The 24,668-nt window shown below is 43.5% G+C and carries 20 protein-coding genes and 1 tRNA gene; 8 read left to right on the forward strand and 13 right to left on the reverse strand.

Annotation, left to right across the window (positions count from 1 at the left end; translation table 11 throughout):
* The first annotated feature begins 16 nt into the window (after positions 1–16).
* From gatA to JMY08_RS08885, 6 genes are all read left to right on the forward strand, one after another.
* Positions 17–1,513 carry an Asp-tRNA(Asn)/Glu-tRNA(Gln) amidotransferase subunit GatA gene (gene gatA / locus JMY08_RS08860; RefSeq protein WP_201592923.1) on the forward strand — a complete coding sequence of 499 codons (1,497 nt, stop codon included), beginning with the start codon at positions 17–19 and terminating at the stop codon, positions 1,511–1,513.
* Positions 1,513–3,039: an Asp-tRNA(Asn)/Glu-tRNA(Gln) amidotransferase subunit GatB gene (gatB, locus tag JMY08_RS08865; protein WP_201592924.1), complete on the forward strand. Its 1,527-nt coding sequence runs from the start codon at positions 1,513–1,515 to the stop codon at positions 3,037–3,039. Before gatA ends, gatB begins: the two co-directional genes overlap by 1 nt.
* A 108-nt stretch (positions 3,040–3,147) precedes the next feature.
* Positions 3,148–3,224, forward strand: a tRNA-Pro gene (locus tag JMY08_RS08870).
* Between the two features lie 205 nt (positions 3,225–3,429).
* Entirely contained in the window at positions 3,430–4,434 is a 1,005-nt protein-coding gene (locus tag JMY08_RS08875; protein ID WP_201592926.1) for a hypothetical protein, read from the forward strand.
* 132 nt (positions 4,435–4,566) lie between these two features.
* Positions 4,567–4,749 carry a hypothetical protein gene (locus tag JMY08_RS08880; protein WP_201592928.1) on the forward strand — a complete coding sequence of 61 codons (183 nt, stop codon included), beginning with the start codon at positions 4,567–4,569 and terminating at the stop codon, positions 4,747–4,749.
* Between the two features lie 103 nt (positions 4,750–4,852).
* The gene (locus JMY08_RS08885) at positions 4,853–5,809 is read left to right on the forward strand and encodes a DUF1853 family protein (RefSeq protein WP_201592930.1); all 957 of its coding nucleotides are present in this window, start codon (positions 4,853–4,855) and stop codon (positions 5,807–5,809) included.
* Between the two features lie 75 nt (positions 5,810–5,884).
* On the opposite strand, the gene JMY08_RS08890 is transcribed toward JMY08_RS08885, so the two are convergent.
* The 10 genes from JMY08_RS08890 to JMY08_RS08935 all read right to left on the reverse strand — a co-directional run bounded on the left by JMY08_RS08890 (position 5,885) and on the right by JMY08_RS08935 (position 18,122).
* Positions 5,885–7,147 carry a hypothetical protein gene (locus JMY08_RS08890; RefSeq protein ID WP_201592932.1) on the reverse strand — a complete coding sequence of 421 codons (1,263 nt, stop codon included), beginning with the start codon at positions 7,145–7,147 and terminating at the stop codon, positions 5,885–5,887.
* 119 nt (positions 7,148–7,266) lie between these two features.
* A complete protein-coding gene (locus JMY08_RS08895; RefSeq protein ID WP_201592934.1) occupies positions 7,267–8,727 on the reverse strand; it encodes a hypothetical protein in 1,461 nt (486 codons plus the stop codon).
* A 262-nt stretch (positions 8,728–8,989) separates the two neighbouring features.
* On the reverse strand, positions 8,990–9,520 hold the full coding sequence (locus JMY08_RS08900) for a DUF2726 domain-containing protein (RefSeq protein ID WP_194621033.1): 531 nt from the start codon (positions 9,518–9,520) through the stop codon (positions 8,990–8,992).
* A 295-nt stretch (positions 9,521–9,815) separates the two neighbouring features.
* Entirely contained in the window at positions 9,816–11,018 is a 1,203-nt protein-coding gene (locus JMY08_RS08905; protein ID WP_201592936.1) for an SPOR and LysM peptidoglycan-binding domain-containing protein, read from the reverse strand.
* A 335-nt stretch (positions 11,019–11,353) separates the two neighbouring features.
* Positions 11,354–12,706, reverse strand: coding sequence for a bifunctional tetrahydrofolate synthase/dihydrofolate synthase (gene folC, locus JMY08_RS08910; RefSeq protein ID WP_201592938.1), 1,353 nt, complete (start codon positions 12,704–12,706; stop codon positions 11,354–11,356).
* Positions 12,707–12,888: 182 nt separating this feature from the next.
* Complete coding sequence (accD, locus tag JMY08_RS08915) at positions 12,889–13,851, reverse strand: acetyl-CoA carboxylase, carboxyltransferase subunit beta (RefSeq protein ID WP_189586383.1); 963 nt, start codon at positions 13,849–13,851, stop codon at positions 12,889–12,891.
* A 500-nt stretch (positions 13,852–14,351) separates the two neighbouring features.
* Positions 14,352–15,176, reverse strand: a complete 825-nt coding sequence (trpA, locus tag JMY08_RS08920; RefSeq protein ID WP_189586236.1) for a tryptophan synthase subunit alpha — start codon at positions 15,174–15,176, stop codon at positions 14,352–14,354.
* A gap of 93 nt (positions 15,177–15,269) precedes the next feature.
* Positions 15,270–15,971: a hypothetical protein gene (locus JMY08_RS08925; protein ID WP_189586233.1), complete on the reverse strand. Its 702-nt coding sequence runs from the start codon at positions 15,969–15,971 to the stop codon at positions 15,270–15,272.
* An 84-nt stretch (positions 15,972–16,055) separates the two neighbouring features.
* Complete coding sequence (trpB, locus tag JMY08_RS08930; RefSeq protein ID WP_227670036.1) at positions 16,056–17,330, reverse strand: tryptophan synthase subunit beta; 1,275 nt, start codon at positions 17,328–17,330, stop codon at positions 16,056–16,058.
* Positions 17,331–17,450: 120 nt separating this feature from the next.
* The gene (locus JMY08_RS08935; RefSeq protein ID WP_201592940.1) at positions 17,451–18,122 is read right to left on the reverse strand and encodes a phosphoribosylanthranilate isomerase; all 672 of its coding nucleotides are present in this window, start codon (positions 18,120–18,122) and stop codon (positions 17,451–17,453) included.
* Between the two features lie 171 nt (positions 18,123–18,293).
* Here JMY08_RS08935 and JMY08_RS08940 point away from each other — a divergent pair, with 171 nt between their 5' ends.
* A complete protein-coding gene (locus JMY08_RS08940) occupies positions 18,294–19,940 on the forward strand; it encodes a cryptochrome/photolyase family protein (protein ID WP_201592942.1) in 1,647 nt (548 codons plus the stop codon).
* Positions 19,941–20,022: 82 nt separating this feature from the next.
* On the opposite strand, the gene JMY08_RS08945 is transcribed toward JMY08_RS08940, so the two are convergent.
* Both JMY08_RS08945 and JMY08_RS08950 read right to left on the reverse strand, forming a co-directional pair.
* A complete protein-coding gene (locus JMY08_RS08945) occupies positions 20,023–20,247 on the reverse strand; it encodes a hypothetical protein (protein ID WP_201592944.1) in 225 nt (74 codons plus the stop codon).
* A 295-nt stretch (positions 20,248–20,542) separates the two neighbouring features.
* The gene (locus JMY08_RS08950; protein ID WP_201592946.1) at positions 20,543–21,310 is read right to left on the reverse strand and encodes a DUF4230 domain-containing protein; all 768 of its coding nucleotides are present in this window, start codon (positions 21,308–21,310) and stop codon (positions 20,543–20,545) included.
* A 614-nt stretch (positions 21,311–21,924) separates the two neighbouring features.
* Between JMY08_RS08950 and JMY08_RS08955 the strand changes: the two genes are divergently transcribed.
* Positions 21,925–23,643 (forward strand): proline--tRNA ligase, encoded by a 1,719-nt coding sequence (locus tag JMY08_RS08955; RefSeq protein ID WP_010196605.1) that lies wholly within the window; start codon positions 21,925–21,927, stop codon positions 23,641–23,643.
* Between the two features lie 108 nt (positions 23,644–23,751).
* Here the strand turns inward: JMY08_RS08955 and queF are convergent, their stop codons facing one another.
* Positions 23,752–24,627, reverse strand: a complete 876-nt coding sequence (gene queF / locus JMY08_RS08960) for an NADPH-dependent 7-cyano-7-deazaguanine reductase QueF (protein ID WP_201592948.1) — start codon at positions 24,625–24,627, stop codon at positions 23,752–23,754.
* Positions 24,628–24,668 lie beyond the last annotated feature (41 nt).

Raw genomic sequence — 24,668 nt, forward strand, 5'->3', positions numbered from 1 at the left:
TGACGGACGACACCTTATGTCTGAACTTCATTTATTAAGTACCCAGCAGCTTATTACGGGCTTGCAAGAAAAACAATTTAGCAGTGCGGAATTAACTGAACACTATATTAAACGTATCGATGCGCTAGACAGCAAGATTAATAGCTTTATCACTCATACGTCTGAGACAGCACGCGCACAAGCGCAAGCAGCCGACGAGATGCGGGCGCAAGGCGATCAGCGTCCATTACTTGGCGTACCGATGGCGCACAAAGATATCTTTTGTACCCAAGGCGTATTGACGACTTGTGGCTCAAAGATGCTACATAACTTCATCTCACCTTATAATGCTACTATCGTCTCAAACATCGACAAAGCAGGCATGATTAGCTTGGGCAAGCTCAATATGGATGAGTTTGCGATGGGCTCAGACAATAGCAGCTCATACTACGGTACGGTGCAAAACCCTTGGAATCTAGAGCGTGTCCCTGGTGGATCATCAGGTGGTAGTGCTGCCGCTGTTGCTGCAGGTTTCGTGCCAGTCGCAACCGGTAGTGATACGGGCGGCTCTATTCGTCAGCCTGCTTCATTCTGTGGCTTAACGGGTATCAAGCCTACTTATGGTCGCGTCTCTCGCTTTGGTATGATTGCCTACGCTTCAAGTTTGGATCAAGCTGGCAGCATGGGACGCAGCGCTAAAGATTGCGCCTACCTACTACAGCCAATGATTGGTCACGATCCACGCGATGCGACTTCTATCAAATATGACATGCCTGACTACGTACAAGACATTAATGATGCAGAAGCTGCTGCTGGTGACAAGCCATTTGCTGGCTTGCGTATCGGTGTGGCCAAAGAATACTTCGGTGCAGGGCTTGATAGCGAAGTTGAACAAGCAGCACGTGCGGCTCTGAAGAAATATGAAGAGCTGGGCGCAACCATCGTAGAAGTCAATATCACCGATCCTGAGATCACGTTGGCGACTTATTACATGCTGGCTCCTGCCGAAGCATCATCTAACCTGTCGCGCTTCGATGGTGTGCGCTTTGGCTATCGCTGTGAGAACCCAAAAGATCTCATCGATCTATATACGCGCTCACGTTCTGAAGGTTTTGGTCCTGAAGTACAGCGCCGTATCTTGACGGGCACTTACGCGCTATCTGCTGGTTATTTCGATGCTTATTATACTAAAGCACAAAAAATACGCCGCTTAATCGTTAAAGACTTCGAAGACGCCTTTGCCAACTGTGATGTCATCGCCAGCCCGACTGCACCAACGGCTGCTTACAAGCTTGCTGAAGACCTCGATCCTGCCACCATGTATTTGGGCGATGTTTATACCATCGGTGTTAACTTAGCCGGTCTGCCTGCGCTCAGCCAACCAGTTGGTTTAAACTCAGAAGGCCTACCTATTGGCTTACAGTTAATCGGTAAGCATTGGCAAGAGAGTCAACTGCTCACGACTGCGCATCTATTCCAGCAGCATACGGATCATCATCTACAGCACTCTGCCATCGCAAAGGAGACGGTATAATGAACACAGCAACTACTGATAACAATGCCGTTCGCGAGCACGCTGTTCGTAAAGAGCTGTTCGTTGATGGTTATGAAGTCGTCATTGGTATTGAGATTCACTGTCAGCTCAATACGGAAAGTAAGATATTCTCAAGTGCACCCACTGACTTCGGTCACGAGCCAAACACACAAGCCAGTATTGTAGATTTAGGTCTGCCTGGTGTATTACCCGTGCTAAATGCGGGCGTGGTCGATCGTGCGCTAAAATTCGGCATTGGCGTCAATGCTGAGCTGGGTCTGTTTAATACCTTTGACCGTAAAAATTACTTCTATCCTGATTTACCTAAAGGCTATCAAATCACCCAGATGGCCAACCCTATCGTTGGTGAAGGCTATATCGATGTCGTGGTTAATGAAGGCGAAAAGAACGAATATCCGAAACGTATGGGTATCACCCGCGCGCATTTGGAAGAAGATGCTGGTAAATCTGTCCATGATGCTGTCGATGGTATGACAGGTGTCGATCTCAACCGTGCTGGTACACCATTGATTGAAATCGTCTCTGAGCCTGATATGCGCTCTGCTCACGAAGCACTGGCTTATATCAAAGCCATTCATCAGCTGGTCACGTGGCTAGGTATCTCAGATGCGGTCATGGCAGAAGGCTCGTTCCGCTGCGACTGCAACGTTTCTGTGCGTAAGCCTGGTGCAGAATTGGGCACGCGTACTGAGCTAAAGAACTTAAACTCGTTCCGCTTTATCGAGCGCGCCATCAATCGTGAAATCGAGCGTCAAATCGACATCGTCGAAGAAGGCGGTAAAGTTGTGCAAGCGACGATGCTATATGACCCAGAGCGCGACGAAACTCGTACGATGCGTACCAAAGAAGACGCCAACGACTATCGCTACTTCCCTGATCCTGACCTGCTGCCTGTCCGCATCGAGCAGCATACGGTTGATGCGATCAAAGCGGCGATGCCTGAGCTACCTGTAGCCCGTCGTGCTCGCTTTGAAGAAGCGCTTGGTCTGTCAGAGTATGATGCGCGCATCCTAACTGGTAGCCGTCAAATTGCCGATTACTTCGAAGACGTGGTCGCTGAAGTAGGACAATCAGATGCCAAAATGGCAGGCAACTGGGTCATGGGCGATCTACTGGGCGCACTGAATAAAGATGACAAAGATATCATCGACTCCCCTATCAGCGCCAAGCAATTGGCTGGCATGCTAGCGCGTATCAAAGACGATACCCTATCTGGCAAATTGGCTAAGAAGGTCTTTAGTGCCCTGTATGAACGCGCGGGCGGCGATGCTGATGATGCCGCTGACAAAATCATCGAAGAAAAAGGGCTCAAGCAAGAAACCGATACGGGCGCTATCAAAGCCATTGTTGAAGAAGTCATTGCTAAAAACGAAGCGATGGTTGACGAGTATCGTGGCGGTAAAGAAAAAGCCTTTAACGGTCTGGTCGGTCAAGTCATGAAAGCCAGTCGCGGTAGTGCCAACCCGCAGCAAGTCAACCAAATCCTAAAAGAGCTACTGGGTTAGTTGCTGATTGGTTATGCTGACTGTGATACGTAAATTAAGGTTATAGATTTTGGCTAAAATAAATAGCCCTTGCAATATGCCTAATTTTGCGTAAAATAGTCAGTCATTCGGGGCGTAGCGCAGTCTGGTAGCGCACTACACTGGGGGTGTAGTGGTCGCAGGTTCAAATCCTGCCGTTCCGACCAAACATAGCAGTAAAGAGAAAAGCCAATCATTGTTTTCAATGGTTGGCTTTTTTTTGTGCTAAATTTGGGTGGGGATTGTATGATAGATAATGAAGTGAGTAATAATAAGAATTTGGGCAAGGCAGAAACTATTAAGTAAAGGGCTATTATTCACGACCTTAGGTTTTGACTGCTTTTTGCTTACTTTGATATAGAGGTGTAAATTGTGAGCGATAACGATATAGCATTAAGCTTTGATACATTAGAGTATTATAGCTTGCAAGAAGCTTGTGACTATTTAAATAGAAAGCATAAGACTAATAATATCACTCCAAAAAAATTATTGAAAAAAATATCTAGCAGGGATATCAATACGTTCATTCACTTTCGCATGGATAGCTCTCCTAATAAGCCATTACATGCAAAAATAGAATTTTATAACTCAAATGTATTTTCTACAGATATAAATATTTATGATTTGTCTGAAAAAGAGTTGAAGCCTATTGTTGATACTTTGCAGAAATTAGAAACATTTGTGTCTAATAGAATTATAGATGATTTATATATGGGTTCTTTTTTATTTAGAGTAAGCAAGGAAACTGTATCTAATATGACCTTGAGTAAGAATCCTGACGATAAAATATTTTTATTTGGATTAGAGGGCTTCATTCAAAGACCTAACTATAATGATGACCCATATAAGCCAAGTCAACTTGCAGAGTGGCAGATAACTGTAGAAGATAAAAGCTATCAACTAACCGATATTAGTTATATAAACTTTACTATTGACTCTGTAAATGACGAAGATTTAGCTAAGTTTGCCGAAAAAGCACCTTTTTCATGTTCGTTTAATAAAAGAGCTGACTTCTCTTTCGTTGAATTCAATATCAAACTAAGCGATATAATAATTTTGCATAATGATTTATTAAGCCTTGAAGAAGAAAGCCTGAATAACAAACCTATTGAAAGTAAAGGTAAGTTCGTATCTAGAAAAGGTGTAAGCCATAAGAAGATTTTAGCAAAAGAAATTGCAAAGCATGTAGCAGAAGAACAATGGCTCCAAGACACTGAAAATAAAATAAAAATTGGTGAGATGTGCAATATAGTATGGGCTAAGCTAATAGAGTATAACCTTTCTGAAGAACTGCCCAACCATATAGATAATCTAAGACCTTGGATAAAAGAAGTATCACCTAGCTATGCTAGTGAAGCAGGCAGACCAAAGTCATAACTAAAATATACCTCAACATAGCTTAATATATATGAACGTAGGTTTAGGGAATTTTCTTAATCAACTCTATTTCATAAAATACATCCATACTAGCCGTATCAATCAAGTTACGGTAAATATGGAGCTAGACACATGTCGCACTTAGAAAAAAATAAAGGCTCAACCAGCACAAAATCATCAGTCCAAACGCTATTTAAAAAACCACCAAAATGGTCATTTGCTATATTAAGGTTTTTTATCATTATCCTAGTGCCTTTATTATCAAATGCACCAGATATTCAGCTTAATTTTTATATCATTAATATAATGATTTAGTAATAGGACAATCAAGCACTACCCTAGCCGATACTCGTGTCCTATAGACTTTCATAGAGCCAACAGTTAGGGTAAATGCTACAACGTTACGATGGTTTATCCTATGTCCGAGCCTGTCGATCAACCCACATCTACCCGCCTTATAGATGCTGCCCCTTGGGAAGCGTACCGACGACCTTATGTGCGTGATCTGGCGTATGTGCTGGCATGTCCTAACGTCTTAACCGAATGGCTGGACTTTGCGCCACATCAGAATACCCATGCCATCGCCGTACATAGCTCATGCTTTTGGCAGGCGCAGTTTGAGGCGTATAAGCAGCGTTTAGAAGTGTTAGATACTACCAATGCTTATCAGGCGCTGACTCGCTATTTACTCAAGCGCCCAAGTCCCAATCGACTGGGTTTTCACTTTGAAGGGTTACTGTCATTTTGGTTAGAGGATGGATTTGCGCGCAAACTACATCCGTACGAGACGCTAGCCAGTAACGTCCAGTTATTTAGCGGCAAGCAGACGACAGGTGAGCTAGATTTGATTTTGTATAATCATGCAGAAAATCTGGTCGAGCACTGGGAGCTGGCGATTAAGTTTTTTATGGGATCAGCGCCATTTGAGCCGGAGAATTGGGTGGGGATTAACTCCAATGACAATTTGCAGCGCAAAATGACCCATATGCAAACCAAGCAGTTTCGCACGGTATGGGTAGATACCGAAAGTCATGGACAAGTCAAAATCGACAAGCGTTATGGTGTGATAAAAGGGCGATTCTTTTTGCCAATGAACATCACTAATCTCGTCTATCCGTCTTGGCTAGCACCAAGCTTTCCCATGCACGAATGGTGCGATAAATACGACACGAGCACTCTCGCGATGCTTGATATCAGAGCTTTGCGCGCTGCTCATTATATTGAATGGTTTACTAAGCGCGAGTTCTATGATGGGCGTCCGTCGGCACTTATCCATTCTGAAAAAGGTATCTTAAAAACAGGATTATACTTTGAAGGTGATAGACCCATCGTCATTTACCCGAAGCAGCATGATGAGACAGATGATAAACTTTAGTAACGTCCATCGACATTACATAGACATATATATGGACGCTTTAGCCATCTGTTTTATTAATGCAATGCAATGAAGCTACCAAGCATAGCGTCCATACAAGCTAATCTCACTGCGTTTGGCTTTGTCTGAGTCGAGACTGTCAGTCAGCAATTTTATGCCAGCATAGCGACTGTCTACAGCGAGACCCAGTGCTTGCGTCTGCGGCTCTATTAAGCCCGTCACCGTAATGGGAAAAGCATCATTGGACGTTTGGTAGCCTGCGGATAATTGATACAAGTCTTGAATGTCATTTACTTGACCATGTAGACCGAGCTGCCATTGACTGTCTAGCTGATGCTGAAGGCTACCTTCAACTCGCCATGGCAATGTCTGTGTGACATCGTCAGTGCTAAGCTGCCCTTCAATCGTATAGAGAGGTCTGCCGTTGACGTCATAATCCAACGCATAGCGAGTGCTTGGCATGTCTTTCCAATGCATGCGTCCAAGGATATCGTAGCCGCGCAGAGACAATTGCGTGCTATCAGACAACTGACCTGTGAGCTGCAAATCGAGCGAATAACCATATCCTGAAGGTTTCGCGGGATTCCAGTTTAGGTTTTCTTCCCCTAAGGCTGGTTCATCATAGTAATAATCTATATAAGCGTTGGTTTTATCCAAACTGTCTCGTATATCTGTCACCTCATTATTTGGTAACACTCTGGTGCTCAAATCGCCAACTATCTTACCTTCTAGTGCATGCAGTCCTTGCCAGAGATTGGCACGAGTCGTCAATTGCCAGTTGGGCATGAGCTGCTGCGTCAAGCCAACATTAGCGCCGATCCTCTCGTTGTGCTTGGCTTCTAAAAATAACGGATAAGTTTGACTGGTACTTGAAGGCTGTTTATTTTCATACTGCCAATAAACTTCGGCAGTCTCTTTGCTAAACGTCATCAAATAATCATAACGCCAGCCTAGACCGTAGCTAATCGCACTGCCCGCAGGACGAATCTCAAGCAATGTTCGACCTTGGGCATAAGCATGATCTCCTGAATCTAAAGGTGCATTCCAATCGTCCAAAAATGCTGAGATAGGCTGTGTTGGACTATGAGCCGTTGCCATCAAACTCCACTCTATCTGCGCGTCTGATTGTTTGGTCTGACTGTCTAGCAAGCCTGTCGCTTGGGGGTAGAAGTAAAAATTCGTATCAGCAGCTGGTATGTCTGCACTATCAGCAACCGCAGCGCTGGATATCATCATAGCGGCAATCGCTGGCATAGTGATTAACTTTGTACGGCTGGATAGATACGATGCTAAGCTTTTAGGTAAAAAACCATAGAGACTTGAAACGTTATATGGCATAAATTTCTCACGTTTATTAGAGAGCATAAAAAAGAGACAGTAATCTGTCTCTTTTTTTGTGCTGCTATACCTCAATCGCTACTAACAACGTTTGAGAGTCGATGTGACACATGGTTTGATTATAGAATAATTAAACTGTCATCAGTGAATTTGGCCGTAACTTTGTCATCATTATCCATTAAATCACCGTAATCTTTACCATTAACCATGATATCGCCGAGCTTACCCATGTTATCTTTTATGAAGTCACCATTAGCATCGACATTTAACTTGATCGACGCTTTATTTTGCTCAACGGTAAACTGGGTACTAACCACATCATAGTTATTGTCTAAGCTTGACTTACCTGTTACAAATAGCTTCTTACCCTCTACGCTAGCAGTCAGGCCTTGTAGCTCAATAACATTACGAGCAGTACGTTTAAGATTGGCTTGGAAATCAAGCGGGATCGTCGTTGCGCCCTCTTTGGTTACTTTGCCTTTGATCGCCAACACTATTTCCATACCTATGTATTTATTGGCGGTCTCTTCCACATTACCTGTGTCAGTCACTATCAAGAAGTTCTTTATATCAGCATCGTTGGCAGTAGCATTCAAGGTAATCGTTACATCAGTCTCAGGTTTTTGCTTTGTCATCTTGCCAGTTATAGCAAGTTTATAAGGAATGGTTCTGACCACTAAGCTATTGTCTGCCAGCTTTTTGCTGACATCTAGTGCAGAAAATTCAAAATCCTTTGCTTCGATTACACTATCGTTAGCCGTCAACTTTAGACTGCTTAATTTGATGACAGCCTTTTCTAGAGTAATACCTTCTCTATTTGCGTCATTGATATCAAACTCATCATTGACCACGACTTTATCACTGAATTGACCGCTGACTGTAGCCCCTTTAGTATTTGAGCTGAGGCTAACGGCGTCCGTACCAGTACCAATTTTAATACTCTTGAAACCCAAGCTGCCATTGAAGTTAGTCGTACTGGTATTAGAAATCAGTGCATCTTCAAAACCATCAAACGCTACGGTGAAAACGTCTTTATTATCAACAACAGGGTCATATAAACCTGTTTGTGGATTATATACGTAATCGTATTCTTCGATATTGACCTTGGTGCTACCAGTTAAGGTAAACTTCCCGTCAGTACTTAGCGTCGCTAAAAACCCTTTTTCTGGGGTTAAGGCTATATTGCCCAGTGCTGTTTCAAACTCTTCATCATTGGCCAGTGCAGTAATATCAGCTGCTGTGAGCTGTGATACATCAGTCTCTTCCATATAGTATTTCAGATCACTTGGGATATCGAAGGTGTAGCCAAGTCGTGTATCTTGCTTTTCTGTAAGGATATCACTGACATCTTCATAAGCATCTGTAACCGCTTTATTATCACTGACAAACAGCTTGGCAGTACGAATCATCTCTTTTGCTTGCTCAAGCTCAGACAAACTATTATCAACAGGCGGTTTAATTGGAACCTCTGGAGTATTGTTACCATTACCAGAAGAGGTGTTGTTATCATTGTCATCGCCACAGCCTGCTAATGCTAACGTGCTGGCTAGTGCTAATGCAGTCAATTTAAAAAGTTTCATTACACAGTCCTTTATAGAGATGTTTTAAAGAGTCAAGACAGCAAGAACGTGATCCAACTAAGCAAAGAAAGCTCACATAGTTAAAGAACGCTCATATCAATTTAGAAAACTTAAGTTTGCTTTAAAATAAAATGATAATACTCTTATTTAAACAACTTATCTATAAAGTAAGCTGATATAACAGCAATGTTACACAAAAAATAAATGCCGCTAACTTAGGGCGTGCCCTAGTAACCTTTGATTGTCTAGCAAAGATACTTTATCAATAACTCTCAATCACTTGCATCAGCTCATATCTGAGCATATCAGCACTGGGCATGCGCTCAGCGTGAAAGCGAACCATGGCAATACCTGCACTGGCTAGAGCTTTGTCTTTTTTATCGTCTGCTTTTTGACGTGCTTTGCTACTATGCGTCCAATCATCAAGCTCTATAGCGACTAATGTAGTCTGAGCATCGACATCCACGATCACATAATCCACGCTTTGACGGCAGATACGATTGAACCAAAAGCTACGCTCAGAGGTCTCATCACTATTGGCTTCGATGATGCGTGACAGCTGAACTTGGACAAATATATGATATTCCGGTAATGCATTTTTTAACTTATTAAAAAATATTACCTCGGTATCGGTCATGATGGGCATCGGTGCAAATGGCCAAATAGCCAGCTCATCGCCGCGTACAGGCTTTGGATCAGGCTCAACGACTGGGGGTTTTTTCAATAGCTTTGGTACGGTAATCAGCCCTAAAAACCCAACAGCCAATATTAAAAATATAACGCCAAATGACATGGTTTTACCTTATACAATATGAAAGTGATTGGCTGAGTGTCATCATTCACAATGAATCCATGACGGGCCGATCACAGCAGGGCAACCTTTATAGGCTGACAGGTTATACAAAAAGAGATAATAAAAATGGCGCTCATCTTAACTAAGGATGCGCCACTCGGCAATCTATAAAGCAAAAAAACACGACAGCATATGTCGTGTTTTGATAGAAAGCGAATAAAGACCCAACCAATATCTTGAAAATGTCTCTTCTATTCAGATGTAATCATTTAATGATAGTAGACGAGCCTCTATCTTAACGCCAGTAAAGTACCCAAGCGCTCGTCGTATTTACTTTGGGATCGCTATTGATTTTGTCTTTTAATGCCAAGGCCGCGACTTTGCCACGCTCAGGACCAACGACGACTCGGACGCCGCGACTGGTAGCGCTGGTCTTCACTTGATAGCCTGCTGATTTGAATTTTTTGGCCAGCTCATCGGCTTTAGCTTGGTCATTCGCCAAGGCAACTTGTACCCCAAAGCTGCCTTTAGCATCGGTTTCTTTGACTTCTTTACGGGCTTCACTGAGTTTTTGCTGAGCGTCGCGTTTGGCATCAGTCGATTTTTTTGCGAGCGCGTCTTCTTTTTTGCGTTTTTCTTCACGAGCCTGTTCAGCTGCTGCTGCTTCACGTGCCAAACGATCCACCTGCTTACGCGATGGAATGGTAATACTCTGACCCAGTTGTAGCGATGTCGATGGCGAAAGATTATTCGCTTGTGCCAATACTTCTACGGGCATATTGTATTGCCGCGCCAGTTTTATCAGCCCATCACCTCTTTTTACTTGATAGTCAGAAGGCGATTTTGGTGGCTCATTTTTGGCGGCTTCTGCTGCTTGTTCCACCGCTTGTTTCTTTTTCTCAGCCATGGTCTGAGCATCAGCTTGCTTTTTAGCTTCCGCTTGGCGTTTGGCTTCTGCTTCTTTTTTGGCGGCAGCTTGTTCTTTTAGTGCGGCCTGTTTTTTGGCTTCTTGTTGCTGGGCTTGAGCGGCCTTTTGCTTATCGCTATCGCTCGTGTTGATCGCCGCGGCAGTTGCTTGATCATTAGTACTAGGCTGTGCGCTTGAGGGTTGAACCACATTTTGAGCAGCTTCTGAACTGTCGTCATCGGCGGCAGCGGGTGCACTATTGGCTATATACTGCTGATTTTCCGCACGCGATTTTGCCAAGGCTTGCGCCTCTGCAGTCTCTTGCTCCGTCAAAAACTGCTGCGCCCGTTTTTCTTGCTCAGCTACCCGCGCAGCACGTTCTTTTTGCTTTTGCGCCAGGATACGCTTTTCAGTGTCGATGTCAGTGGTCAGTGGCTGCGGCGCCTCTTGCTCGGCACTTGGCTTATCGACCATTGCCGTCGCTGGCTCGGATGTATTACCATCACCAATTTGTTGCACCATGGCATATAGCATCACGCTACCGCCGATAATCATCCCAATGCCCAATAAGGCTTGTCTCGAAAAGTTCATCCGTTTACGTCTCTTAGTTGGTAATAAGGTTGATTGGTCAGCGCGGTTATTGTTAAAACCCTATCAGCTAATATCCTACCAGTCGTCTTGATAAATAGCCACTGCCGCCAGTTACTGCCATCCTCTCTCAAAGATTATGTCATATTTATAACAGCACTTTTTTATGAAAGCTATTCTTTATGAAAGTACTTTTTATAAAACACTTTATAAAGTACCTTATAAAAAGCCTCTTTGTTTGTAAAAGCTCTTTGATTATAAAGTATATTTTTTATGCTGTCTGCTCTCACGCTGCTGTTAAGATTAACATTAAACCCGTCATATTTTCACTTAATTTCTCATTTTTCAAGTGCCGCCAATGCCTCACCAATAGTATGGAAGGAGCCACAAACGACAATGAGATCTTGTGGTTGACTGCCATTTATAACGGCCTGCGTCGCTTCTGATAAACGTTTAAACTCATGTATCTGCGCACTATCCACATAGTTGCTTAAGATACCTTGCAACTGCTGAGTACTCGCCGCACGTGGATAGTCAATTTCAGCGATGAACCAATCACTAATCGGCAAGCCTGATTCGGTCAAACGCTGCACGACCTTGTCGATATCTTTATCCGCCAGCATGGAAAATAGCATTTTAATGGTTGCAGGTGCGCTATTGGTTTGTTCATCACTATTTTGCTTCGCTACATACTGCCAGAGCGGTGATAATTGCGCTAATAAAAACTCAACCCCCTGCTCGTTATGTGCCACATCAAATAGCCAGTGCCGATTCTCTAACTCTCGATAATCAAAGCGACCTGCCAATTTAACGGTCTGTAGCGCCTGCTCAATAGCAGCAATATCGATTTCTAATGAACTGGCTAACACTGCTGATAAGGCATTGGCAGTATTGGTCAATGACAGTGCTGGTCGTGGCAATTGTAGAGTAACAGCAGCATTACTATATTGCCAAGTAATTGCATCGATCTCGCGATAATGAAAACCTTGCCCGACTTGATAACAAGTTGCTTGATTCTTATCGATAGCCTGTTGCACGCTGGTTGGCATATCGGTAGCGCCATAAATCAGGGGAATACCATTGCGTAAGATTCCTGCTTTTTCGCGACCAATATCTTCGACATTGTCACCAAGCCAATCGACATGATCGATGCCGATATTGGTAATCACCGCCATATCAGGGTCGATAATATTGACGACATCTAAGCGCCCACCGAGTCCCACTTCTAATACCCATACATCACAGTCGGCTTCGGCAAATATCAATAAAGCAGCCAATGTCGTCATCTCAAAAAACGATAAGGTCAAAGCACACTGTAACCGTGCCGCTTCTACTTTGTTAAAAGCGTTGATTAATGTCTCATCGCTGACCATTTCGCCATTGATGCGTACCCGCTCATTAAAGGCGCTGAGATGCGGTGATTGATAGAGAGCTGTCTTATAGCCTGCTGCTTGGCACATCTGTGCAATCACTGCCGTCGTTGAGCCTTTACCATTGGTGCCTGCCACGGTAAATACATAAGCATCATCTTTCGCTGACTGTACCACACCCAGTGCTTCAGCGACTGGCAACACGCGCGACAAGCCCATATCTATCGCTGAGACGTGTATCTGCTGCATATAATCAAGCCATTCCGTTAAGTCGGCTTTATCATTGGGGCTAGCGGGATTAGAAGCTTGAGAATCAGACATGGCGCAAACCTATATATAATTTTATGAAAATAAAAACCGTGTATCTGCTAACTAAAACCAAAAATAGCATTTACCGTTATATGACGATAAATGCTATTAAGGAGTTTTGCATATTTTAGAGATATTAACACGCTGCTAAGCAGTTATAAAACTTATAAACTTAATCCGCTGTTTATTTGGTGCTAAGCATTAACATTAGGAACGCCACATAACTTCGCCAGCAAGCGATAAATGGTATCGATAAGCTGATGACGATGTACCACTTCATCGACCACGCCATGCTCTAACAAGAATTCGGCACGCTGAAACGGTTCTTCTAATGTCTCACGGACGGTTTGCTCAATCACGCGCTTGCCAGCAAAGCCAATCATGGCTTTTGGTTCTGCCAGATGAATATCACCGAGCATAGCGAGCGATGCAGTCACACCGCCATAAACGGGATTGGTCAGCACAACGATATACGGCACGCCAGCAATTCTTAAGCGTTCAATTGCTGCTGCAGTACGAGCCATCTGCATCAAAGACAATAGCCCCTCTTGCATACGCGCACCGCCTGAGGCTGCAAAGCAAACTAGAGGTACTTTATCTTCAAGCGCTTTTTCTGCCGCTTGGACAAATCGATCGCCGACGACTGACCCCATCGAGCCGCCCATAAAGCGGAAATCAAAAGCACAAGCGACGACGTCAAGATTGCGCAACTTACCATACATGACAATCAGCGCTTCAGATTCGCCCGTTTTTTCTTGTGCTTCACTCATACGCTTTGGATATGGCTTACTATCGACGAATCTTAGCGGATCTTTTGCCGTAAATTCTTGCCCAAGCTCACCATCTACTTGATCCAATATCCAATGCAGACGCTCGCGAGCACTCATCGGTAAATGATGATCGCAATGCGGGCATACATAGCAGTTAAAGATAAGCGCCGTGTTGGTAATCATCGAATGGCAATTACTGCACTTGGTTGACGGTTCGGTCTCTACTGCCGTCAAAGGCGCTGTTAATTGCTGCTTGATACCTGGTACCGAGCGATTAAACCACGATTGCCCAGCGGTGTTACCGTTCGGCTCGACGTTGTTTTTTTCAGTATTATTAGGATTAGTCATATCAGGTTTTGTTATTGTATCAGTCATATTATTTGCCATCATCAAAGGCTTATCGACAAGTTGGCTCATTCCCTTGTCCTTGAGAGTTTAATGGTTGTCTAAACAAAGTGTCAAATACCAGCATAACATGAGCAGTTATGGGACACGTTTACATATCCATATCGCAGTCTATCGTACTTATGGATAAATATCAGCGATAGGAGTATCAACAAATGCTATTTTAAAAACCACTATCATAATTATATTAGTTTACACTCGTAAACTAAATTTAGCAAAGTCATTTGATCTTGTGTTTATAAATACTAAGCGCTCATAAATATTAAGTGCTTATAAATATTAAGCGCTCATAAATACTAAGTCTTTATAAACCGTAAATCAACGTGGCTACGCTACTGACTATTTCTCAGGTTCATACAGGGGAACTTATATCAGGTCAATGATGAATGCCAGTGAGTCGCCTGCCATCAGCAAACGCTACCCATTCTGCTATATCGATGACTTCTATAGCGATCGCCATATAAGGCAATTACCATATAAATCTAAGCGCTCAAGCTATCCAACGCGCCGCGTAGCTCGTCCATCTTAGCCATGATTTTTTGCTGAGCCGCCGCAACAGCCGTCGCATCGCTCGCATCTATATTAGCAAAATTCTGTACCAACGCACTGCCAACGATGACACCATCCGCATAAGTACCAATCGCTTTTGCAGAAGCCCCATCACGGATACCAAACCCGACACATACTGGAAGGTCTGTCGCGGCTTTAATGGCTTGCACTTGGGTCGCCACGGCAGCTGTATCTAGCGTTGCTGAACCTGTCACGCCTTTCAATGACACATAATAGATATAACCGCCACAATGGGTTAATACTTGCTTACGGCGCTCAGGCAAAGTGGTTGGGGATAGTAAGAAAATCTCATTTATCGAGTTGTCAGTTAAGTGCTGGGTAAAGCTACCCGCCTCTGCTGGTGGCAAATCAACCATCAAGATACCATCGACGCCAGACTGCTCACACAGCGCCACAAAGTTATCATAACCAATGATTTCAACTGGGTTGAGGTAACCCATCAAAATAATTGGCGTCTGTGTATCTGTTTGACGAAACTCAGCGACCATTTTTAATGCATCACGCGTACTGGTACCTGCGGCTAATGCACGCTCACCTGCTAAGGCAACGACTGGGCCATCAGCCATTGGATCAGAGAAGGGTAAGCCCAATTCGATCATATCTGCACCATGCTTCACTAAGTCATGAAGCAAGCCTACTGTCGTCTCTGGATTGGGATCGCCTGCCATTACATAAGGAATAAGGGCTTTTTTATTTTGTAATTTTAACGTTTTAAAAGTGCTTTCAATTCGGGTCATAGTGTTCTCTTAATTAATTTAAAGTTAATCTTTTATTATTGAGTCGCGTAACACACATAGTCTCTCTACTAATAACCTAATAACCTAATAACCTTACCAGTCGATATTTAGCTGTTCGGTACGGTTATAGAGTATATGAGTTAATAATAACGCTACTTGTATTCTATGAATCTGATAATGATTGTCTAAATTATCGTTTAAAACATAACTTCCAAGCGTTGACTTTAATAGTACAAATTCTGATAACCCATCCCCATCAAGTGAGTCAGGAATAATATTATCCTCGAACCTTTCACTGGTATTAGGCTTGTAGAGTACTGAAATACCACTATCATCTTTTTCAATGTTATAAACAATTTCATCTATATTATCAAAACAAATCACTTTCTCTTTACGGCGACTATTTGAGAGGACTCTTAATTTATCAGAGGTAATAGACAGAATAGGTTCTAAATGCCAATCAATATTTTTTGCCACATATTTACTAGGTAAGTTTTGGCCTTTTTCTTTACGAAATGCTAAGTAATGAGAAAATATGTGCCATAACATGAACATACTACATATAACAAAAATGGATTGAAATTTTAATAAATCATTACTACCTAAGAACTTCTCTGCTAGATACAAAATAAAGCCGATCGCTACCGAGAGCAAAGCTAGTTGCATACTATCAACAAACTTTTCACTTTGAAAAAACTTTAGTTCTTTCTTAGGCAGTAGCGTATTAATGCTCAAGGGCAGGCTAAGTGTTAGCTTATCTGGAAAGCTATTTAGCTCAAATAAATTATGATTCACCGTACCCTCAACATCAGATAACTCTCAAGTTAATAATGGAACTAAAGTAGATTCGAATGATAGGAACTCTAAAATCGTAGTAATCTAAAGCTCAATCCCTTCTGCTTTCATTACTGAGTGCAAGTCTTTATCACCGCGACCCGACATATTTACAATAATCGTTTGATCAGGCGTCATCGTTTTAGCTAGCTTCAATGCATAAGCGACGGCATGCGCAGATTCGAGCGCAGGAATAATGCCTTCTTTGCGCGTGACCTCATGAAAGCCTTCTAGCGACTCTTTATCGGTACAGCCCACATATTCAACGCGCTTCATGTCTTTTAAGAAGCTATGCTCTGGACCGACACCAGGGTAATCAAGACCAGCAGAGATAGAATGCGTCTCTTGAATCTGTCCGTCATCGTCTGCCATTAGGTAAGTACGATTGCCGTGCAATACACCAATACGACCAGCTGCTAGTGGCGCTGAGTGACGACCCGTTTCGATACCATCACCCGTCGCTTCGACGCCGTACATTTTGACATCAGTATCATTTAAGAAGTCAAAGAACAGACCAATTGCATTTGAGCCACCACCGACACAGGCGACTAGGGCATCTGGTAATTTGCCAGTCATTTGCAAATGCTGAATGCGCGCTTCTTTACCGATAATCGCTTGGAAATCACGCACGAGTAGCGGATAAGGATGCGGGCCAGCGACCGTACCAATAATGTAATAAGTGCTATCGACATTGGTAACCCAATCACGCATCGCTTCATTCATCGCATCTTTAAGGGTACGTGAGCCAGAAGTAACCGGCACGACAGTGGCACCAAGTAAACGCATACGATAGACGTTCATCTTTTGGCGTTCGACATCATCGGCACCCATATAAACGATACATTCTAATCCTAAGCGTGCGGCAATCGTCGCAGTTGCCACGCCATGTTGCCCTGCGCCCGTCTCAGCGATGATACGTTGTTTGCCGCTCATCTTGGCAAGCAATGCTTGTCCAATGGTATTATTTACCTTATGCGCGCCAGTATGGTTAAGATCTTCACGCTTAAAGTAAATTTGCGCACCACCAATCTCATCGCTCAAACGTTTGGCATGATAAAGCGGTGTTGGACGACCGACATAATTGACCAAATCATTATGATACTCTTCCCAGAACGCTGGATCTGCTTTGACTTTGGTATAAAGCGCTTCTAGCTCTTCCAGTGCTGCCATCAAGGTTTCAGAGACAAAACGACCGCCATGCACACCAAAGTGCCCACGGGCATCGGGATACTGATTGAAGTCTTGTACATCAGTTGGATTGGTAAAGGTATTGACGGCTTGTGCCGTGGCTGATAAATCTTTGTTAGCGACATGACTCATGATAATTCCTACTGTAATAAGTGGTATTTTTTAATATAAATAGTGGAGAACGAAAAAATAAGATTTAAGCAGAAAATCGGAATAACGACCAAATAAGGATAAAGGTGCTTTATGAATCGCTTAGATGGCGTCAGTGACCGTCACGCTTTGCCATCGATCGCGTTTGACCGCTTTCATAAAGGCGCGCATTTTGGCAGCATCTTTTTTACCTTTAGCTGCCTCGATGCCACCGCTGACATCAACGGCATAAATGGGCAGCGCTGTCGTCGCAGCGACATTTTGGGCATCAAGGCCGCCTGCTAAGACAATCGGTAACGAGCTATGGTGAGGAATAAGGCTCCAATCAAAGCGCGCACCCGTACCGCCATATTTATGTTGATGATAAGCATCGAGCAAAATACTACTCGCCCCTGCTGCTGCAAAGCTATCAATACGTGCGCCCACACTATCTAGCGTATCTTGCTCTGCATTGATGCGTAAGGCTTTTATCCAGCGTTTATTGACCGCGTTTGCCAATTGTTGGCACTGCTCAGGGCTTTCATCACCGTGGAATTGAATGATATCAAATGCGACATTGTCCGCCAGTTCAACCAGCGCTTCGTGTGACATATTAACCACCAAGGCGACGACACTGAAAAAGGCAGGAACGGCAGTGATTAAGGTTTTGGCTTGTTCCATGGTCACAGCGCGTGGACTGGGCGGATAGAATACCAAGCCGACCGCATCTACACCCAATTGGGTGGCAGTATGAATATCAGCTACGTCGGTAAACCCGCAAAACTTCACGTGCATGGTGTGACCTTAAAGTACAGCAGCCAGTGATTGGCTGTCATAGCGATTGAGCATAAAATGATGAGGATTTGTTACTCAATGAGTAAATCAATTGCATCCAAAAACTTATCCTAGCATACTTTTATTCATAGTTTTGTTTATGATTGCGATTGATTAATATGAGGATACTTAATGTCTAACACTGCGTCGGCAACTACCAATACCATTGATAACAACGATGACAATAACAATGATAATACCAGCACTAGCCCCGCCCATTATTTGATGTGGTTTCGCCGTGATCTACGCCTACATGACAACACCGCTTTAGCAGCGCTTTGTGAGCGTGCTCATGATAATGACGCATCAGTAAGCGCTGTATTTTTCCTCACGCCTGAGCAATGGCAAACGCACGATATGTCATTGGTTCAACTCGATCATATCGCCCGTACCTTGCCTATATTGGCAAATGACTTGCACAAACAATTAAATATCACCTTGCATGTACAGATTTGCGAGAGTTTCTCTGATTGTGCGGATTCATTAAACGCCTTATGTGCAGTCAATAATATTAGCGGCGTCATGGCCAATCATGAATATGAGGGCAATGAGATTGAACGCGATGAACAAGTTAACAAGCTGCTAGCAAAAAACGACATCGAGTTTATACGCTGGCATGATCAATGCATTTTACCACCGAAAAGCATCACCACCAATGACGATAGTATGTATCAGGTATTTACCCCATTTTATAAAAAGTGGCGGCATACCTTGGAAGTTAGCAACATACAAATGCATAAAGCTTTAGCAATCGATAGTGATATCGATAGCAACATCGATAGCAACAAGGCTACTTTGGAAATATCAAAACAGGCCGTCAATACTGTCGACGCGATAGAAGCGTTAAGCCAAAAAGTGGTTGAAGACTATCAACAGTCATTAGCAGATAATACCCAGCTCAGTCATATTGATAGTGAGGCACAGCTTACTAACGCACGTGACGCCTATCCTGCTGGAGAAGTGGCGGCTTGTCACCGCTTAGATCAATTCGTTGCGGATGACATTCATAACTACGATGTGAGCCGCGATGTACCAAGCTTGCACGCCACTAGCCAGTTGTCAGCGTATCTGACGATTGGGGTCATCAGTCCCAGACTTTGCTACTTGCAAGCGGCTAAAGCACAAGAACAACTGCATGGTAATGATGGCGACAATGAAGATATTAACCGCTGGATCAGTGAGCTGGCGTGGCGAGACTTTTATCGTCATGTATTAGCAGATAAACCAAAGCTTATTCAGCACCAAGCTTATAAACATGAGACCGATATTAAGATTAATTGGTCGTACAATGAGGATGATTTTGATGCGTGGTGTACGGGCAGGACTGGTGTGCCCTTAGTCGATGCCGCGATGCGGTGCTTAAATGCCACGGGGTTTATGCACAATCGCTTGCGCATGGTCACCGCGATGTTTTTGACCAAGGATTTACTGATTGATTGGCGATGGGGCGAGCGCTATTTCATGCAGCAGCTGATAGACGGCGACTTTGCCTCAAATAATGGCGGCTGGCAATGGAGCGCCTCGACCGGTACGGACTCTGCGCCCTACTTCCGTATTATGAATCCCTTTAGCCAAGCCAAAACGCATGACCCTGATGGGGAGTTTATAAAGGAATGGTTACCTGAATTAAAGGATATGCCTGCCAGCACCTTGCATAGCGAAGACAAGATACGTAAAGCTATCAACACTGACGATATGTTTGGGAAGGTAGATTACCCCGCACCAATGGTCGAACACAAAGCGGTACGGCAACTGGCGATTGCTGAATTTAAAAAATAATGAAGCATGGCATCATAGGGAGACGAATATTCATAGAATAAGGTCTATTGGCTAAAAGACACGTGACTGACCAACCGCTTCGCTACTTAACTTCCGTCATAGTGCTTTCGGGAACATCAACATTGTGAGTGTTATTTGGCGTCTCTAATGTTTTTATTAGAATGCTATACAAAGCAAATGCTAATAAGGTAAAGCTGATAATTAACAATATCCATGTCGCAAACGGAAGTCTTTCTGTTAGCTTGAGGTTTTTATTCAATTTATCACGCTTATCATTAGTAGCAGGTTGATCATTGAAAATTGCCATATGCATCACCTCTTATATTATATGAGCTTTATTATCATCAATATTTATAAGACTGGTATAAATTTTTCTAGGGCGTGTCATCATTTAGACGTAGGCTTTGAAAAATCGATTTCAGCAGTACTTTATTCTTTTTTTAGAATAAATTCATTATATACCACTATGATAGCGTGGTTATCGATAATTTTGAACTAAAAATATTAGGGCGTGTCCTCAATCTGAATGGAAGCGACTAAGTGGGCTAAAAATGAAGAGATGCCTTGACTAGAGCCCTCAATAAGCATTTAGGTCTCAAAATCTACGACGTACTTACTGGCAATTGACACGCGCCTGCACCTTGAGTGGTAACCGTCACAATTGCACCTGTCAACGCAAACAGTTGCTGCAACTGCGTTTGGGCGTTCTGTAATGCCATATTCATGACATCACCGCGACAAGCACGTTCAAGCACTTCTTTTTTCGCCATGCTTTGTGCTTGGTCAAATATCTTAGGATCCACTTGCATCATGCCAAAAGCCCCTGTCTGCCAATCATAAATTTCGATATCGTCCAAATAGACTGAAAATATCTCTGAAGGCGGCAAAGTAATATTAATCTGCGGCATTATAGAAGCTGGAGTAGCTGATGTATTGTTATCGCCTTCCTGCGCCTCCTCTAGTCTGGCATTAATTTGCGCTGTAGTAGGTGGTATCACTTGCACCATTCCAGGCGTCAATGCACTCAGATCAATCCCTGCCTCTACGCGACCACGGGCGATAAACAAGCCCTTTTGCTCATCTTGCCATAACTTCATCCAGCTCCCTGGACGCTGGCTTGTGATGACAGTATCTACGCTAAAGGCGACCGTTTGCAGGCGATTGAGCTGCTGAATCTTCGTGACCACACCCTCACGAGTGATGGTCTCTATCGGCGCTTCTTCAGTTATATTTTGCGCAGTATAGATAGCAAAAACGATAGCGACCAACCCAATAAGTAACACCAGCCACGACATCAAAGCAATGGGTTTTTTCGCTTGTGTGTTAGTCGAACGGTTATCAACAGGAGAGCGATTATCAGGACGGTTCATATAAGCACCTTTAAAGTTTCATCGTTTATTTTTATAACTACATACTTTTAGGACTACACAGTCAGGACTATACAAAAGATCACGTCCTAAATGATAAATGCTATTTTTGAGCAACGACTTCAAGTAATAACTACCAATCCTCTACATAATTTTTAATGAATACCTCTATGTAAAGCACGATATCTTTCCACACATTTCCACACAAATGCCTTTAAAATCAGCAAATCATCGGGTTACTGTGGTGATATTTACCTGTTTACGTCACGTTCGGCCTGAAAAAACAAAAAGTCATTGCGTCTTAGGCAAACTTTACCTAACATAGTCAGATTGCATGAACAAAAATGTCAGCATATATTTATTTTTCGGGCTTCTAGCCTGAAAATTGGTGTTTGAATAGCCCGATATATTGATGCATAAATTAAAAACTTCCCCTGCTGTATGCAGGAAGTAGTTACTGAAGTATTTTTTGTGAAATCATCCTTTAGCTAGGCGATGTCCTAGCCTATTACCAAGTAATAAAGGTAAGCTTGCGGCGGTTCTGAAACTCTCAGCCACACGCTCAACATCCTACTATTTCTTATTTTTTTTATCGTTGATAAGGTTACGCTTTATTTATGAAAGCCAGTCAATTTTTGTTTGCCACTCTAAAAGAAACCCCTAGTGATGCTGATATCGCCTCTAGCCAATTGATGGTGCGCGCCGGTCTTATTCGCAAAATCGCTTCTGGACTATATATTTGGTTGCCCATGGGGCTGCGCATCTTACAAAAAGTCGAACGTATTGTTCGTGAAGAGATGCAAAATGTCGGTGCACAAGAAGTGCTCATGCCAATGACTCAGCCAGCAGAACTCTGGCAAACGACCGGACGTTTTGATGATTATGGTCCTGAGCTGTTGCGCTTTAAAGACCGTCATGATCGCGATTTTGTGCTTGGTCCAACCCATGAAGAAGTCATCACCAATCTTGCTCAGGGCGAGCTACGTAGTTATAAACAGCTACCGATTACCTTCTTTCAGATTCAAGGTAAGTTTCGTGATGAGATTCGTCCACGTTTTGGCGTGATGCGTGCGCGTGAGTTCACCATGAAAGATGCTTATTCATTTCATGTTGATCAGGCCTCATTGGCTAAAACTTATCATGATATGTATGACGCTTATACGCGTATCTTTACCCGCTTGGGCTTAGATTTCCGTGCAGTACAAGCGGACACAGGCTCTATCGGTGGTTTTGCCTCGCATGAATTCCATGTCTTGGCAGACAGTGGCGAAGATGATATTGCATTCTCAGACTCATCTGACTATGCAGCCAACGTTGAACTAGCAGAATCTGTCAGCACTGCTGAGCGTCAGCCGCCCAAGATGGCACGCGAAGACGTCTTAACCGAAGATATGACCAGCTGTAAAATGGTTGCAGAACACTTAGACATTCCGCTCTCCACCACAGTCAAAACCTTAATCGTCCATGGTCATACCGAAGACGATGAGCCACAGCTGATTGCGATTGTGCTGCGCGGTGATCATCAATTAAACACCATCAAAGCAGAAAAAATCGAAGAAGCAAACGTGCCGTTGACGCTAGCTTCTGATGAAGAACTGAAAGCAGCTGGTCTGCATAAAGGTTATATTGGTGTTGACTTAGATATGCCTGTGTTTGTCGATCGCTCGGCAGCAGCCTTATCAGACTTTGTCACTGGTGCGAATGAAGTTAACAAGCACACTATTGGTATGAATTGGGCACGAGATACCCGTCTCACCCGCATCGTCGATGTTCGAAATGTGCAAGAGGGCGACCCTTCTCCTGACGGTAAAGGTAGCCTGAAAATCAAACGCGGCATCGAAGTTGGTCATATCTTCCAGCTGGGTGATAAGTACTCACAAGCGATGAACTGTAAGGTTTCAGGTGAAGATGGCAAGCCAGTTACCCTAATGATGGGTTGCTATGGTATTGGTGTTAGTCGCATCATCGCCGCTGCAATCGAACAGAACAACGATGAAAACGGTATCATGTGGCCAAAAACGCCGACTGTTTCTGACTCGATTGCGCCTTTTGAAGTGGCTATCATACCGATGAAGTCGAAAGAAGAGACCGTCATGCAAACCGCTACTGCGCTGTATGAAGAGCTAAAGTCTCAAGGTGTCAATGTGTTGCTCGACGATCGTAACGAGCGTCCAGGCGTCAAATTTGCTGATCTTGAATTGATTGGTATTCCGCATCGTATCGTGGTCTCTGACCGCAATCTTGCTGAAGACAAATACGAGTACGTCAATCGCCGTGAAGCAGAAAAGCAAATGCTTAGCCGTGAAGAAGTCATAGCAAAAGTAAGCGGCAAATAGTCTGATTAGCACAGACTGTGCCATAAAAAGCGCCTATCTCAATTAATGAGATAGGCGCTTTTTATTTGAATAAGATTATTGTCATATGTTTTGGGTTGATTAAGAATTCTACTGACGAATTAAACGGCTTGGCTTCGGCAATAATCTTATATCACTCACGCGACAAGGGTTGATATCGATACCGCCTCGGCGCGTATACCACGCACGAACCATCAGCTCGCTTGGCTCATAGTATTGACTCAAATCAGCGAATATTTGCTCCACACACTGTTCATGAAAGCCATTGTGCTGACGGAAACTTAAAATATAACGCAGCATTGCAGCTTCGTCGACTGTCTTATTACTGATAATCGAAACCGCAAGCGTGCCCCAATCGGGCTGATTGGTCACCGGACAATTACTACGCAATAGATTTGAATAAAAATTATAAGGCTGAGTGCTGTCTATCTCTAAATTAACATTCGTTTCAGCGTTACTCAGTAGCGAGGCATCGGGATGCTCGCATAATGCAACTTTATCATTACTACCTGCTAAGGCATCATCGATACAAGCACCTTCAGGCTGAGCAATCAATAATCCCGACTGCTCATTGCCTTGCTCATTATCTAAACCAAATAACTCAACTTGCACGTCTGCTTGCACGCAGGCAGATAAGTCTTTGGCAATCAGCGTTTGCACCTCTACCCAATTAGTAAATTCAGTAAAGTTGATACTGTTTAGATATAGCTTGAGTGATTTTGACTCGACGATAAATGGAGAACTAGCGGGTATACTAAAGCGCGCGATGGCAACCTGTGAAATACCTTGCTGGTTAAGCCAAGACATCTCGAATGCCTGCCACCAATCGACGCCAACCATCAACTTATCGTCTTGCCAGCCAATAGCAGCGCGCCCCATACTGCGGGCAATAGGATACAAGGTTTCTGGACTATACTCAGTTGGATAGTCGGTGGTTTGCTCACCCAAGATACCGTGAATACTCATAAATTACTTACCTTTCATACTTAAATATAATGAAACAGAAA

It is taken from the genome of Psychrobacter sp. Pi2-51 (assembly GCF_904846665.1).
In the GTDB taxonomy this organism is placed as follows: Bacteria; Pseudomonadota; Gammaproteobacteria; order Pseudomonadales; family Moraxellaceae; genus Psychrobacter; species Psychrobacter glaciei.